The 13,678-nt window shown below is 52.4% G+C and carries 11 protein-coding genes; 8 read left to right on the top strand and 3 right to left on the bottom strand.

Going from position 1 to position 13,678, the window contains the following annotated elements; all coding sequences use genetic code 11:
* The first annotated feature begins 7 nt into the window (after nucleotides 1-7).
* The 4 genes from nirB to ACFOE0_RS19245 all read left to right on the top strand — a co-directional run bounded on the left by nirB (nucleotide 8) and on the right by ACFOE0_RS19245 (nucleotide 6,364).
* Entirely contained in the window at nucleotides 8-2,581 is a 2,574-nt protein-coding gene (nirB, locus tag ACFOE0_RS19260; RefSeq protein ID WP_248934220.1) for a nitrite reductase large subunit NirB, read from the top strand.
* On the top strand, nucleotides 2,578-2,919 hold the full coding sequence (nirD, locus tag ACFOE0_RS19255) for a nitrite reductase small subunit NirD (protein ID WP_248934219.1): 342 nt from the start codon (nucleotides 2,578-2,580) through the stop codon (nucleotides 2,917-2,919). Before nirB ends, nirD begins: the two co-directional genes overlap by 4 nt.
* A gap of 98 nt (nucleotides 2,920-3,017) precedes the next feature.
* Nucleotides 3,018-4,493: a NarK family nitrate/nitrite MFS transporter gene (locus ACFOE0_RS19250; protein WP_248934218.1), complete on the top strand. Its 1,476-nt coding sequence runs from the start codon at nucleotides 3,018-3,020 to the stop codon at nucleotides 4,491-4,493.
* A 14-nt stretch (nucleotides 4,494-4,507) separates the two neighbouring features.
* Nucleotides 4,508-6,364 (top strand): bifunctional protein-serine/threonine kinase/phosphatase, encoded by a 1,857-nt coding sequence (locus ACFOE0_RS19245; RefSeq protein ID WP_248934217.1) that lies wholly within the window; start codon nucleotides 4,508-4,510, stop codon nucleotides 6,362-6,364.
* Nucleotides 6,365-6,714: 350 nt separating this feature from the next.
* On the opposite strand, the gene rlmC is transcribed toward ACFOE0_RS19245, so the two are convergent.
* Both rlmC and ACFOE0_RS19235 read right to left on the bottom strand, forming a co-directional pair.
* A complete protein-coding gene (gene rlmC, locus ACFOE0_RS19240) occupies nucleotides 6,715-7,863 on the bottom strand; it encodes a 23S rRNA (uracil(747)-C(5))-methyltransferase RlmC (protein ID WP_248934216.1) in 1,149 nt (382 codons plus the stop codon).
* A 113-nt stretch (nucleotides 7,864-7,976) separates the two neighbouring features.
* Nucleotides 7,977-9,152, bottom strand: coding sequence for an FAD-dependent oxidoreductase (locus ACFOE0_RS19235; RefSeq protein WP_248934215.1), 1,176 nt, complete (start codon nucleotides 9,150-9,152; stop codon nucleotides 7,977-7,979).
* Nucleotides 9,153-9,560: 408 nt separating this feature from the next.
* On the opposite strand from ACFOE0_RS19235, the gene ACFOE0_RS19230 reads away from it, so the two are divergent.
* The 3 genes from ACFOE0_RS19230 (at nucleotide 9,561) to ACFOE0_RS19220 (ending at nucleotide 11,801) form a co-directional block, all read left to right on the top strand.
* Nucleotides 9,561-9,974 (top strand): hypothetical protein, encoded by a 414-nt coding sequence (locus ACFOE0_RS19230; protein WP_248934214.1) that lies wholly within the window; start codon nucleotides 9,561-9,563, stop codon nucleotides 9,972-9,974.
* A gap of 165 nt (nucleotides 9,975-10,139) precedes the next feature.
* Complete coding sequence (locus tag ACFOE0_RS19225) at nucleotides 10,140-11,528, top strand: cytochrome C biosynthesis protein (RefSeq protein ID WP_248934213.1); 1,389 nt, start codon at nucleotides 10,140-10,142, stop codon at nucleotides 11,526-11,528.
* Nucleotides 11,529-11,606: 78 nt separating this feature from the next.
* Nucleotides 11,607-11,801 carry a cytoplasmic protein gene (locus ACFOE0_RS19220; protein ID WP_248934212.1) on the top strand — a complete coding sequence of 65 codons (195 nt, stop codon included), beginning with the start codon at nucleotides 11,607-11,609 and terminating at the stop codon, nucleotides 11,799-11,801.
* A gap of 57 nt (nucleotides 11,802-11,858) precedes the next feature.
* On the opposite strand, the gene ACFOE0_RS19215 is transcribed toward ACFOE0_RS19220, so the two are convergent.
* The gene (locus tag ACFOE0_RS19215; RefSeq protein ID WP_248934211.1) at nucleotides 11,859-12,827 is read right to left on the bottom strand and encodes a glucosaminidase domain-containing protein; all 969 of its coding nucleotides are present in this window, start codon (nucleotides 12,825-12,827) and stop codon (nucleotides 11,859-11,861) included.
* 152 nt (nucleotides 12,828-12,979) lie between these two features.
* On the opposite strand from ACFOE0_RS19215, the gene ACFOE0_RS19210 reads away from it, so the two are divergent.
* A complete protein-coding gene (locus ACFOE0_RS19210; RefSeq protein ID WP_248934210.1) occupies nucleotides 12,980-13,573 on the top strand; it encodes an MliC family protein in 594 nt (197 codons plus the stop codon).
* The last annotated feature ends 105 nt before the right edge of the window (nucleotides 13,574-13,678 follow it).

Genomic DNA, 13,678 nt, shown 5'->3' with positions numbered 1-13,678 from the left:
AGGCAGCATGAGCAAGCAACGTATTATCGTGGTAGGCAATGGCATGGTTGGCCACCGCCTGATTGATGAACTATGCCAGCGTAACGAACAACAACTGGACATAGTGACCTTTTGTGAAGAGCCGAGACTGGCCTACGACAGGGTGCAACTCAGCAGTTTCTTCGCCGGAAGCCGGGCGGAAGACTTAATGCTGACCAGTGAACAGGCTTACGACGATCAAGGTGTCAGTTATTTTCTTAATGAACAGGTCACAGCGATCGACAGAGCCAACAAAAGAGTAGAAACCAGTAAAGGTCGACAGCTGACTTACGACAAGCTGGTGCTGGCTACAGGCTCTTTTCCATTTGTACCTCCCATTAAAGGCAATGATCAGCCCCACTGCCATGTATACCGCACCATAGAGGATCTTGAGGCTATTCAGGCATCAGGCAAAACCAGCAAAGTTGGCGTCGTTATAGGGGGAGGCCTTTTGGGGCTGGAGGCCGCCAATGCCATTAAGCAGATGGGGCTGGAAACCCATGTGGTTGAGTTTGCGCCCAGGCTGATGGCAGTGCAGCTGGATGAGGGGGGCGGAGAGTTGCTGAGACAGAAGATCAGCCAGCTTGGAGTTCAGGTTCACACCCAAAAGGCCACCACAGAAATTAAGGCCGGAACAGAGTGCAGGTATCAACTGGTGTTTGCCGACGGCAGCAACCTGGAAACCGACATGCTGGTATTTTCTGCGGGTATTCGCCCCAGAGATGCGCTGGCAGAAGCTGCTGAGCTAACTCTGGGAGAACGCGGCGGCATAGTGATCAACGATCAATGTCTGACCAGCGACAGCAACATTTATGCAGTGGGTGAGTGTGCCCTGTGGCAGCAGCGTATATTTGGCCTGGTGGCCCCCGGCTATCAAATGGCAAAAGTGGCCGCTGCAAATATCTGTGGCGACAGCGCTGGGTTCACAGGCGCGGATATGAGTACCAAGCTCAAGCTACTGGGGGTAGATGTCGCCAGCATCGGCGATGCATTGGGCAACACTCCGGGTTGCCGCAGCTACACCTTCAGTGATGGTATCGAACAGATCTACAAGCGCATCATAGTGTCAGAGGATGGCAGCAAGCTGCTGGGTGCCGTGTTGGTGGGCGATACCGAAAGCTATCCATCACTGTTGCAGACCATGCTCAACGAACTGCCTCTGCCTGAGTACCCCTCCACTTTGTTGATTGATACCGGAGAAGACACAGGTGGCGCCGGGGTTGGTGTCGCCAACCTGCCTGATTCAGCCCAAATTTGCTCCTGCTTCGATGTCAGTAAAGGGGATATTCGCACTGCTGTTGCCGATGGTAACTGCACCCTTGCCGATATCAAAAGCTGTACCAAGGCCTCGACCGGATGTGGCGGGTGCGGTGCCCTGACCAAGCAGGTGTTGGATGCTGAGTTGGCCGCCCTGGGCCACGAGGTGAATAACCACCTGTGTGAACACTTCCAGTACAGTCGTCAGGAACTGGCAGATATTGTCAGAGTCACCCAAATCAAAACCTTTGATGAACTGCTGGCCCGCCACGGCAGTGGCCTGGGCTGTGATGTTTGCAAACCTACCGTTGCCTCTATTCTCGCCTCATTCTGGAACGATTATGTGCTGCAGGAACCCCATATTGGCCTGCAGGACACCAATGATATTTATCTGGGCAATATGCAAAAGGATGGCACCTACTCTGTCGTTCCCAGAGTGCCTGGGGGCGAGATCACCCCGGACAAACTTATCGTGCTGGGGCAGATAGCCAAAGAGTATGGCCTGTATACCAAGGTCACCGGCGGTCAGCGTATCGATCTGTTCGGTGCTCAGCTGCATCAGTTGCCGGAGATCTGGCGCATTTTGGTGGATGCCGGATTTGAAACCGGCCATGCCTACGGTAAATCCCTGCGCACGGTGAAGTCCTGCGTGGGCTCCACCTGGTGTCGCTATGGTGTGGATGACAGTGTCGGCTTCGCCATTGAGCTGGAGAACCGCTACAAGGGTCTGCGCTCTCCCCACAAACTCAAGTTTGCCGTCTCCGGATGCACCCGGGAATGCGCTGAAGCTCAGTCCAAAGATATCGGCGTGATTGCCACGGAGAACGGCTGGAACCTTTATGTTTGCGGCAACGGAGGTATGCGACCCAGGCATGCCGACCTGTTCGCTTCAGATCTGGATAAGGCCACGTTAATCCAATACATAGACAGAATCCTCATGTTCTATGTTCGTACAGCCGACCGTCTGCAGCGTACCTCCGTCTGGCTGGAGAACCTTGAAGGCGGCCTCGACTACCTGAAACAGGTGGTGATTGACGACAAGCTCGGCATTGCAGCGGAAATGGAGACTGATATGGCCAACAGCCTGGGGCGCTATCAATGCGAGTGGAAAACCACCTTGGAGTCCCCCAAATTACTGCAGCGCTTTCGCCACTTTATCAACAGTGATGCCAGCGACAGCCAGCTGAGCTATCGCATGGTACGCGGCCAAAGAATTCCGGCCACAGACTCGGATAAAAGCGCAGGCACCAAAGCGGGTCAGATCATAGATATCGTCTATCTGGAAAATGAAGGAGCGCAGGTATGAATATCTCAGGTGCCCAATGGCACACCATCTGCCAGGCGCAGGAGTTGATAGGTAACACTGGTGTGTGTGCCCTGTTCAACAATACTCAGGTGGCCATATTCCTGTGCGGTGCGTCCGGAAAACTATACGCCGTGGATAACTTCGACCCCATAGGCAAAGCCAATGTTCTGTCCCGGGGCATTATGGGGTCCGTCGGCGATCGACCGACTGTGGCCTCTCCATTGTACAAACAGAGATTCTGTCTGGAGTCCGGCGAATGTCTGGATGATGACCAGTGGCATATCAAGACCTACCCGGTTCGCTGCTATCAGGGTGACATTCAGCTCGGCGTGCCATAACTGCCGCCCGAACCAACCAGCAATCAACCAACCAATCAATCATCAGCGATGAGTCAAGACTCGTCGCAGGGCACCTTATTCGCTATCGGGAGCACAACATGTCGGGAAGTGAGAAATTTAATCTGTTTTCCTTTCAGGGAAAAATGAAAACCCTGCACTTGAGTTGGATGGCATTCTTCATCACCTTTGTCGTCTGGTTTAACTTCGCGCCTTTATTACAGGCGGTCAAAGAGTCGTTAGGCTTAACCACGGCAGAGATTAAAACTCTGCTGATCCTAAACGTGGCTTTTACCATTCCTGCCAGGGTGCTGATCGGCATGCTGACAGATAAGTTTGGCCCCCGGCTGACATACTCACTGCTGCTGGCCATCTGCTCCCTCCCCTGCTTTGCCTTCGCTCTTGCAGACAACTTTGTTCAGGCGGCTATCGCTCGCTTTGCGCTGGGGTTTATCGGTGCAGGATTTGTTATCGGTATTCGTCTGGTTTCTGAATGGTTTCCCCACAATGAACTGGGAACGGCTGAGGGTATATACGGCGGTTGGGGAAACTTCGGCTCAGCAGCTGCCGCTTTTACCCTGCCAACCCTGGCGGTCATCTTTGGCGGCGATGATGGCTGGCGTTATGCGATGGCAATTACCGGCCTGATGAGCCTGGTGTTTTCTGTCATCTTTTATCTTAATGTCAGCGACACGCCAAAAGGCGCCACCTACTTTAAACCCAAAAAACTGGGTGCCATGGAAGTGACCTCCAAAGGCGACTTTTTGCTGCTGCTGATCATGAAACTGCCTATGTACGGAGCTCTGGCACTACTGGCGTGGAAGCTGTCTCCGGCGGGCATAGGCATGTTCGGTACCACCACAGTTAATCTGATCTATCTAGGACTGGCGGCCCTGTATTTGCTGGACGCCTGGAAAGTATGGAAGGTCAATAAGGAGGTGTTTTATACCCAGGTGGCCGACATTCATAAATATCCATTCAAGCAGGTCGCTGTTTTGAGTGTGCTCTACTTCGCCACCTTTGGTTCCGAGCTGGCCGTGGTTTCCATGTTGCCACTGTTTTTCTCCGAGACCTTTGAACTCACCCCTGTGGTCGCAGGCATGGTGGCTTCCGCTTACGCCTTTATGAACCTGATGTCCCGCCCAGGTGGCGGCTGGCTGTCAGACAAATTTGGACGCAAACCGACTCTTCTTATCCTGACCGCTGGCCTGGCCGCTGGCTACTTCCTGATGGGTCAGGTCAATGGAGCATGGCCGGTATGGGCTGCGGTGGTCGCCGCTATGGTTTGCTCTTTCTTCGTGCAGTCCGGTGAAGGCGCCGTATTTGCCGCTGTGCCGCTGATCAAACGCCGTATGACAGGCCAGATTGCCGGTATGACAGGCGCCTATGGCAACGTGGGAGCCGTGGTGTATCTGACAGTATTGTCTCTGGTGGATTACAACACCTTCTTCTACATTATCGCCGGTACTGCGGTACTGGGGTTTGTCACCCTGTTGTTTATGGAGGAGCCATCAGGACAAATGGCCGAAGTGAATGAAGATGGCAGTATCACCATGATAGATATCGCCAAGGCCTGAGAATACGCGTGAGTATGAGTCGGGATAATCCCCAGACCAGGGCCCCAACCACTGGAAGAGCCGGGGCGGCCCATGGGCTGAAAGTCAGAGCCGGAGGCTGCTCCCGTGCCGGAGAGAATGGGCCGAACCAGGATGCCTTTGCTGTTTCTTTGCCCAGGCGTCAGCAAGTGTTGCTGCACAAAGGAGTGGTAGCAGCCATTGCTGATGGGGTAAGTGTCAGTGGCGTCAGTGATAGAGCTGCCGAACTCGCCGTTAACGAGTTTATTGGCCAATATCTGGAAACCCCGCCAACCTGGTCGGTTAATCACGCCGCTGAGAAGGTACTCAGGTCTCTCAATCAGTGGCTCTATCAGCACGCGTTGCAGTATTCCTCACGACAGGGACAGCTGACTCAGGCAGACAGCGCTATGGCCTGTGCCTTTGCCGGAGTAGTCATCAAGTCCAACACGGCTTATATCTTCAGTGTTGGGGACTGCCGGGTTTGGCTGTATCGGCAAGGTCAACTTCAACAGCTTACCCGGGATCACAGATGTTTTGCCGGCGACAGATACCAGCTTACCCGGGCCCTGGGGATTGACTCCCACCTGCAACTGGATTGCCAGGCAGTCCCCCTGCAACACGGGGACCGACTACTGCTATCCAGCGACGGTATCCACGACTCTCTGAGTCAGACTCAGCTGCAACACCTGATGGATGGGCCCTCAAACACTGAGGGGCAAAACAACACAGGCTCTTCGGCGCCCTCCCGAGACCCATTGGAGTTGATTGCCGACGCTATGGTGGCTCAGGCCAGCGCTCAAACTCAACAGGAGAAGAAAGCCAAACAGGACGATATGAGCGGTGTCATCCTGGCAATCGACTCGTTGCCTACACCGAATCTAAATGAATTTACTCAGTTTATGGGTAAACGGCTAATCCCCAAGCCGATGAAGCCGGGACAACAACTGGACCACTACGATATCGTTCAAACTCTGTATGACGGCAGCCGCAGTCATCTCTATTTGGTTCACAGCCAGTTGGATGGAAAGTCCTATGTGTTGAAAGCACCTTCTTTGAATTTTGCCGATGATCCCACCTATATCAGTGCCTTTTTAAAAGAGGGCTGGCTCGGCGTTCAACTTAACTCGCCCTATATCATTAATCTGCACCCACCCTCACAACACTCGGGCTACCTCTATCACATAAGCGACAGGGTTGGTGGCTGCAGTGCCAGACAGTGGCTACTGGACAACCCGAAGGCATCGCTCAGTAATATTCGCATTGTCGCCAGAGGGGCAATCAGAGCTCTGCGGGCGCTGCAGCGAATGTCAGTACTTCACAGGGATATTAAGCCTGACAACTTTATGGTGGACAGCAATCTGTCGGTCACTCTGATCGATTTGGGCTCAGCGACCGCTCCCGGACTGGAGGAGCTCAATGTCAATAAAGAGGACTATCCTCTGGGAGATTTGAATTATCTGGCACCTGAGTGCCTGCAGGGGCAAACCGCCAGCCTGCAATCGGAAATCTATGCGCTGGCCGTGACCCTGTATGAACTGCTAACCGGTCACCTGCCCTATAAGCCAGTCAACCCATCCCGGCCAACGCCGCCGGGTCGCCATGAATACATCCCAGCCAGCCATTGGCGTTCAGATGTCCCGGACTGGATGGACGCTGCACTGAGAAAGGCCTGCCACCCGACGCCCAACCAAAGATACAGCGCTCTGTCGGAGTTTGATCAGGACCTGAACGCCCCCAACCCCCAGCTCATCAAACAGCAAAAACGACTGCCACTGCTGGAGCAAAACCCACTGAGATTCTGGAAAGCAGTCAGCGCAATCCTGCTGCTTACCAGCCTAACACTGGCCATGTTATTGATTGGGAAAAGCTAGAGGAAAAGAACAAGCGACCAGGGAGAGAGCAAGCACTAAAGTCTCTACCGGGCGCTACGGCGAGAAGACGCCATTAACCAGGCTCACCGCGGCTTAAAAAGAAGCCAGTAGTTATTATCAATGCTCCTGCACCTAAATCACCTCGAAGGGAGTTCTCAACGTTCAATGCAAGACGTGTTTTCGAAGACTCTTTCATTTAAAGCCCTGCCCGGGCGCTACGGCGAAGGGGATTCTTAGCCGCCAATCCCGCCTTTACTAAAACGTTTATGGGCGGAGACTATGGGCGCTTAGAACAAGGAAGCCACTCGACGACAGTAGCAGCGCTACGGCGAGAGTGGCTGACGCCGTTATCAGCGTTCAGAGTCCCGCCTTAACAAAAGAACGAGAACTTCAGCGTGTTCAGTGTGGGGAAACATATCGAAAAGTTGCACTCGCTTAATCTCATACCCCTCAATCTGCTTGAGATCCTTCGCCAGCGTCACCGGATTGCAACTGGAATACACTATCGCCCTGGGCGCAAATGCTGACAGCGACTGACACAACAGCTCGCCAATACCACGGCGGGGTGGATTCACAATAATCACATCCGGTACTTCAGTGGCATCCAGCCCCTGGGCAAAGCCGGTTGAATCCAGCGCACTGAAACTCAGATTATCCAACCCCAAGGCTTCGGCGGAGAGTTTGGCGCAGGCAATGGCCTCGGCTTCAATCTCAATACCTGTGACATCCACCTCTTTGGAAGCACAGTGCAGGCCAAAGCCGCCAACACCACAAAACAGATCCCAGACTCTGGAAGGCTTAAGCTCTGCGACCCAGTCTCTGGCGGTGCGATAAAGCCCAGCCGCTACCACAGGATTGGTCTGGAAAAAGCTCTTGGGGCGGATAAATAAGGGCACGCCATTGAACACCTCTTCAAGGCGGGTCGCCTCTGTCAGGAAAATCTCTTCATCCCCTTCCAGCCGCGCCATATGCACGGGCTGAATATTGACAGATACCACCTTGATTTGTGGCCAGTCTGCCAACAGCTGCGGCAAGGTACGTTCGATACGCTCAATGGCATTGTGGCTGCGCAGTACAAAGCGCAGCAGGTATTCACCTGAGTGCTGTGCCCGGGTCAGCAGAATAAACTTAAGCTCGCCTTTGGACTTATCAATCCGGTAAGGCGGAATACCGGCCTGTTGAACAAACTTCTCCAGCCGATGCAACAGCGCCTGCATATCTTGCGGATACAGAGGGCAATCACACAGAGAGACAGGTGAACCATCCGGACCGACAATTCCCAGTACAGGCTCATGAGCAGCGCCCATCACCACCATCTTGGCTTTATTTCGAAATGCTGATTCATGCCCACTGACCGGGGATAGAAACTGCTCCACATTCAATCCCTCAAGCAAAGTAGCCAGCTGGGATGATTTGTTGGTCAGTTGCTGCTCAACAGGCTGTTCCAGCCAGTTACAGGAGCGGCATTTACCCTGGGAAAAGTAGCTGCATGTCAGCATGAAAAATCTCGTATCCGGAGTTTGATAACGGTTATTGCCCGAAACTTGCCAGGCAAAAGGGGCGCTAGTCTATCCATTTTTCACGGCCGGATCATCTGTTGGGGCTAATCTGTTTAAGTGAGCGCCAGCTCATTGACATCGGCAATGGCTTGTCGCTCTCCCAGTCGACGGCGCACGATCGCCAGCACCTGATCTGATGTCACCCTGTATTCCGTCAGCTTACCGCCATAAACAGTAATAACCCCGGGATGAGAGCCGGGATCATGAATAATGGTTTCCCGACTGCGGCCAAAAGCACTGCCATTGGCTTTGGGCAACACTCTGACACCGCAAAAACGCTGCAAGATACGCTCTGTCAGTTCAGACTCCTGCCAGGCAGGGAAATAGTGTTGGTAGATAGCCAACAGATAGTCCTGTTCCTGCTCCGTCATTTGCGGTTTTTGCGGCTCAGTTCGCAGTAACGTCTCTGTGGTGCCCAGCAGGGTTTTGCCCTCCCAGGGGATCACAAATACCACTCGTTCGTCCAGATGAGACTCAAGGTACAACACCCCCTGGGGAGGCGGTACATCCAACAGCAGGTGACTCCCCTGCACCCAATCTATAGGTAAGCCCACCAGCTTGGGGGAGACACTGTCCAGCAGCGCATTCACCCAGGGACCACAGGCATTAATCACCATACCGACTCTGAGTTCTCTACTCTTCCCTTCACTATCCCGTCCTTCTACCTGACACACCCTCGCACCCTGATAAATGGATTCACAGCGAATGCCTTCGCAAACCTCGGCCCCAAGAGCTTCGGCACTGGCAGCCACAGCTTGAGTCAATCTCTGGTCATGGGTTCTGGCATCCCAATACTGGAATACATGCTTTAGATTGGTCTGCTCCAGGCCTTCAAGAGAGGACCATTGGGATCTGGGCAGTCGTTGAAATCGGCCATGGGGTTCAAGCTCCGCCAACATGGCGTACAAGCCAAGCCCAGCGGCTATGGTCATGGCCCCACGGCGACTGTCCTTGTATACGGGAATATAGAATGGCACGGCCTCCACCAATCCTGGGGCCAGTTTCAGCAATTGTTTGCGTTGTGCAAGGCAGCTTTTGACCAGGGATACCTGACCGGACTCCAGATAGCGCAAACCGCCGTGGATCAGCTTACTGGAATTAGCCGATGTCTCTCCCCCCAGCTCTCCACGCTCCCACAGCACTACACTGTATCCCGCTGCTGCTGCAGCCTGAGCAATGCCCGCTCCAACAATGCCACCACCTACAACCAATACATCGGTTTGCTTCATCAAATGGCCTCCAGCCACAGTTCCTTGTTATTAAAGATGAGGATTAAATATAAAAGTGGCAAGGTGCGCAGATTTTTTAATCCTGTTAACGACCGCAGATTTACAGACCTGATAAACCTCGCTTTCCTCCGGGAATTGGTTGTTACCGTCATTAAGCAATCCAATGAAAAGAAAGAATAAAACCCTAAAAAACACTCGGATTAAATGAGAAAATAAAACCACAAAAAGCGTCAAAACCAGAGGCAGGCGTCAAACTTTCGCCATCTTTAGCAACAGTATTAAACCTTGTTTTTCAACAAATTAGCAACACGGCCATGAAGGTTTGCAAAGGCACTTAAGATGCCTTAAATTGTGGTCAGCAAAAAGCAGATAATCTACTACTAAAGGTTGACACAGGAAGCGTCGTACATGACCAAAATTACTACCCTGTTGCTGCTCAGCCTGCTTGCCGCTCCTGCAGTGGCATCATGCCCCGGAAGCAGTATGCTGGGTGAGGTTGAGTTTGATCGCAACAGCTCCTACTTTAACTCCAATGGCAAAGCCGCACTGGATAAGCTTCTGGATGACAGTGAAAGCTTGACCGATGGTTATCTGTTGCTGGAATTCAGCTTCAATAAACAGATCAGTGACAAGAAGCTGCGTGAGTACAATATGTGGTTGGCTCAGCGCCGTGTCGACAGAGTAAAAACCTATTTGACCAAGAAGCAGCTTACCTATCCCATGGTTACCCGCATTCTTACCGCCGGTGATGAAGACCGAGTGGTCAAACTCTCCTTTTGTGAACATGAGCCTGTGATGTTGGCCGACGGCAAATCAGAATAATCTGCTGCCCGGTCACCCAAAACAGCATTAACCACTTAAATGAATCCAGGGTTTCCCGGTAGATATTGACCGGGTTAACACTTCTCCAACTTATCCCCCGCCTCCAAGAACAAACCCGATACTATGAAATCAAATCAGTAGCTTATTGATTTGGAGAAACAAAGTATGTGGTCCTCACTGAAATGGATTTTTGCGCTTTGGGTGCTTGCCGTCGGCCTGGTGTCTGCCCCAAATTCTTACGGAGCAGATGAACTCTGGTATACCCCCAAGGCCTCGACCAGTGCTCCGGATGTCAAACTCTACTTCTTCTGGTCTAAAACCTGCCCCCATTGTGCCAAAGCACACCCCTTTATCGATCGCCTCGCTGAAAAGTATCCCTGGGTTGACCTTAATGCTCAACTGGTAAGCGAACCCGGTGTCATTGAGCACTGGCAACAGATAGCCAAAGCCACCAACACCCAAACCACCTCAGTACCCTTTGTGGCAATATGTGGCCAGAGTATCGTGGGCTATACCAGTGACGAAGTAACAGGGGTATTTATCGAGCAGAAGCTCAGGGAGTGCTACAGCAAACAGGGCGGGGAACTCGACCCAAACCAGGCACTGGAAGCCCCGGTGACATTGGACTCACCACTGTTTGGTACCTGTGATAAAAATGCCGCTCCCGGCACCTGTGACTCAGGTATTGACTCGGCCCCAACCAGCAAGGTGCAGCCGGTGGAAATTCCTCTGGTAGGCACAGTTGCCCCGGAGCAACTGTCACTGCCCCTGCTTACTCTGGTGTTGGCAGGAGTCGATGCCTTTAACCCTTGCGCCTTCTTTGTACTCCTGTTCCTGCTGTCCATTATGGTCAATGCCAAGAGCCGCAGCCGCATGTTGTTGGTGGGCGGTATCTTTGTATTCTTCTCCGGACTTATCTACTTCGTGTTTATGACAGCCTGGCTCAACCTGTTCCAACTACTGGGTGCAGGTGGTGATGGCGGCACCATTATCCTGATAGCAGGCCTGGTAGCCTTGGTGGCCGGAGCTATCAATATCAAGGAGTTCTTCTTCCACCGGGGCAAGGTAACCCTGTCCATGTCCACCGAGAATCGCACCGGACTGATTAAACGTATGGGCAAGCTATCCAGTGCCAGCTCACTGGGCGCCATGATTGTCGGCTCTACTGTACTGGCGATTCTGGCCAATAGTTATGAGCTGCTGTGTACCGCAGGCTTCCCTATGATCTATACCAGTGTGCTGTCTATGCATGATCTCACTACTGCCGAGCGTTATGCTTATCTGGCGATGTACAACATAGTGTATGTGATCCCACTGGCCACTATAGTCATCATCTTTGCCGCGACGCTTGGCAAACGTAAGCTGACCGAAAAAGAGGGAGAAGGCCTTAAACTGATGTCGGGCACCATGATGACAGGCATGGGTGCACTGCTGGTCATGGACCCAACATCCATGCAGAACCCGGTTTTGGCTATCGGTTTGATCCTGGGGTCAATTCTGGTTACTGCCATTATTATTTACGGCCGACGCATGCTGAGAAAGCGGGCAAAATGAGCAAAGAGTTCTAAACTTTATACTCAGGGTGCCGATAATCAGTTAGCGGCACACCGCCGCAAATGAAAGGAATGCACTATGACGCCAGTCAGCAACACAGGCTTCAACAATGCGATGACTCATATAGGCAAGGTTGCCGAAATGACCAAGAATCAGCAGCAGGTTGAAGGCCAGATCGTGATGGATTTGATCAGTGCCGCCAGTGCACCGGCTAAGCCTCAGGCGCCACAGCCTGTGGGCAATATAGGCCACAATATCAATACCACCGCCTGAGAGGGTATTGACCCGCAAAAACACCGGCAATTGCCGGTGTTTTTTTGTATTGAGGCTTCAGCGAGAAAACGTCAGAGTGGTTGGCGTGTCGTCTGTCAGTGTCGCCCCACCAAACGCATCCAATTGATGATGAGTAATCAGGCTTTGCAGGTTTTCCACGTAGGCATCCCCCCGGGTGGAGTAATGCTCCAAAGAGGGCACCAACTCATATCCGGTTAGCCTGTGCTCCCGCTTCAATGTCTGTCTGAGCTGCCAAAGGCCTTGATATGCCTTTGCCGTGTTCAGATTGAACATATAAGCCGCCGTCCCCTCGAACATTGAATCAAACGCCGCCACTTTGACATGCCCGCCCGGCGTAGTCAGGTAATGGCTGCTGCCTTTGGGGTTGTGCTCGCCATAAAGCGCATTACCGGCAATGGCGAAATGACTGGTGCCCCAGCCGCTTTCATCAATACCCTGGGCCAGTACCATCCCCACCGGAATCACATCCAGCTGCATCAGCAATTGATTCAAATTATCCGGGGTCAATTGGGGGGCGATGCTGTAATGGGTCAACAGCTCCTGCAACCATTCATTTTCAGCGGCAGTGCGCTGAGATACAGGTATCTTCACCAATACCTCAAGCTGCTGACGAACGCGGGTAATTTGTTGGTTTACCGCCAGTACATTGGGCAGCAGCAAGCGAATAAATTCGCTGATTTTCTCCGCCACCGGTTGGTTATTTAAATCTTCCGGCAGATTCAGGCCATAGAGTGGCGGAACGCCCGCCCCCTGTTTTACCGAATCCAACTTGTAACCCTGGGCATCGAACATCTCACCAATCGCTTTGGCACCAGCAAGCGACTTGTGTCTGGCATCTACAAAAGGTCGCTCTTCCTGCTCAGGCAGCTGTGGCAATCCATCGGCGGCGACAAAGCATGATGAAAACAAGATCAGCGAAAAGCTCAGCGACAACCGCTTTAACCATAAACAGATTCTGGACTGAGAAACCCGGCCATTAATAAAATCTTGTGCGCAAACAGGCATGATATTTCCTTAAAGCAACAGCTTAGTTGTCATAACATCCTCCCCACAGAGGCAAATGACAAATCATTTTTAATGAAAATTCCTGCATACTTGATTGCGCCCGCCGCCAATTTTTCTTAGCGTAAAAGTCTCCAACCTTTCGGATATCTCCTATGCGTAGTCAACTTATCTGTGCTCTGCCCCTGGCATTGTTTTTACCATTCTCGGTTAATGCCGCCCCTTCCTACGACTGCAGCAAAGCCAGCGGTGAAGTAGAGCAAACCATATGTCAGGAACCAGAGCTCCAGCGACTGGACAACAAACTGCATGATGCCTATCAGGCAGCGCTAAAACAGGTTTCCGGTGAAGAGAAACGCCTGCTCAGGGCATTTCAGCGTGGCTGGATTAAAGGACGCAATGATTGCTGGAAAAGCGACAAGCTGGGCCAGTGTGTCGAAGACAACTACAAAACCCGCATCACTGAACTTGAGATCCAGGCTGGTAAGGTCAAAGCTCCTGAGCCTGTCACCTTTCAGTGTAAGACCCAAAACCTGATGGTGTACTTCTATAACGACACAGAAGTGCCCGTGGCTGTGATTAACGAATTGAACCAGAGTACACCGGATAAGCAGATTTTTGCCTTTATCAGCCGCAGTGCTTCAGGCGCCAAATATGAGGCTCAAAACCTCACCTTCTGGACCAAGGGCGATGAGGCAACACTGATCCGTTACGGCCAGCCTGACGAAATCTGTACTCAACAGAAATAGCCAGCCAAAATGAAAGCACAGAGGCGACCAGGTTAGGTCGCCTCTGTGCTTTCAGCTTACGTTCATCTCGACAATGGCCTAATTGCCGGCAGATTCGCACACAGC

The sequence above is a fragment of the Shewanella submarina genome, from assembly GCF_042646185.1.
Lineage (GTDB): Bacteria > Pseudomonadota > Gammaproteobacteria > Enterobacterales > Shewanellaceae > Shewanella > Shewanella corallii.
This window is presented reverse-complemented; position numbering and strand designations above follow the sequence as displayed.

What these genes read in the sequence shown, in the direction of transcription:
- nirB (WP_248934220.1), top strand. Translation starts at nt 8, where the DNA reads ATGAGCAAGCAACGTATTATCGTGGTAGGCAATGGCATGGTTGGCCAC.
- nirD (WP_248934219.1), top strand. Translation starts at nt 2,578, where the DNA reads ATGAATATCTCAGGTGCCCAATGGCACACCATCTGCCAGGCGCAGGAG.
- ACFOE0_RS19250 (WP_248934218.1), top strand. Translation starts at nt 3,018, where the DNA reads ATGTCGGGAAGTGAGAAATTTAATCTGTTTTCCTTTCAGGGAAAAATG.
- ACFOE0_RS19245 (WP_248934217.1), top strand. Translation starts at nt 4,508, where the DNA reads ATGAGTCGGGATAATCCCCAGACCAGGGCCCCAACCACTGGAAGAGCC.
- rlmC (WP_248934216.1), bottom strand. Translation starts at nt 7,863, where the DNA reads ATGCTGACATGCAGCTACTTTTCCCAGGGTAAATGCCGCTCCTGTAAC.
- ACFOE0_RS19235 (WP_248934215.1), bottom strand. Translation starts at nt 9,152, where the DNA reads ATGAAGCAAACCGATGTATTGGTTGTAGGTGGTGGCATTGTTGGAGCG.
- ACFOE0_RS19230 (WP_248934214.1), top strand. Translation starts at nt 9,561, where the DNA reads ATGACCAAAATTACTACCCTGTTGCTGCTCAGCCTGCTTGCCGCTCCT.
- ACFOE0_RS19225 (WP_248934213.1), top strand. Translation starts at nt 10,140, where the DNA reads ATGTGGTCCTCACTGAAATGGATTTTTGCGCTTTGGGTGCTTGCCGTC.
- ACFOE0_RS19220 (WP_248934212.1), top strand. Translation starts at nt 11,607, where the DNA reads ATGACGCCAGTCAGCAACACAGGCTTCAACAATGCGATGACTCATATA.
- ACFOE0_RS19215 (WP_248934211.1), bottom strand. Translation starts at nt 12,827, where the DNA reads ATGCCTGTTTGCGCACAAGATTTTATTAATGGCCGGGTTTCTCAGTCC.
- ACFOE0_RS19210 (WP_248934210.1), top strand. Translation starts at nt 12,980, where the DNA reads ATGCGTAGTCAACTTATCTGTGCTCTGCCCCTGGCATTGTTTTTACCA.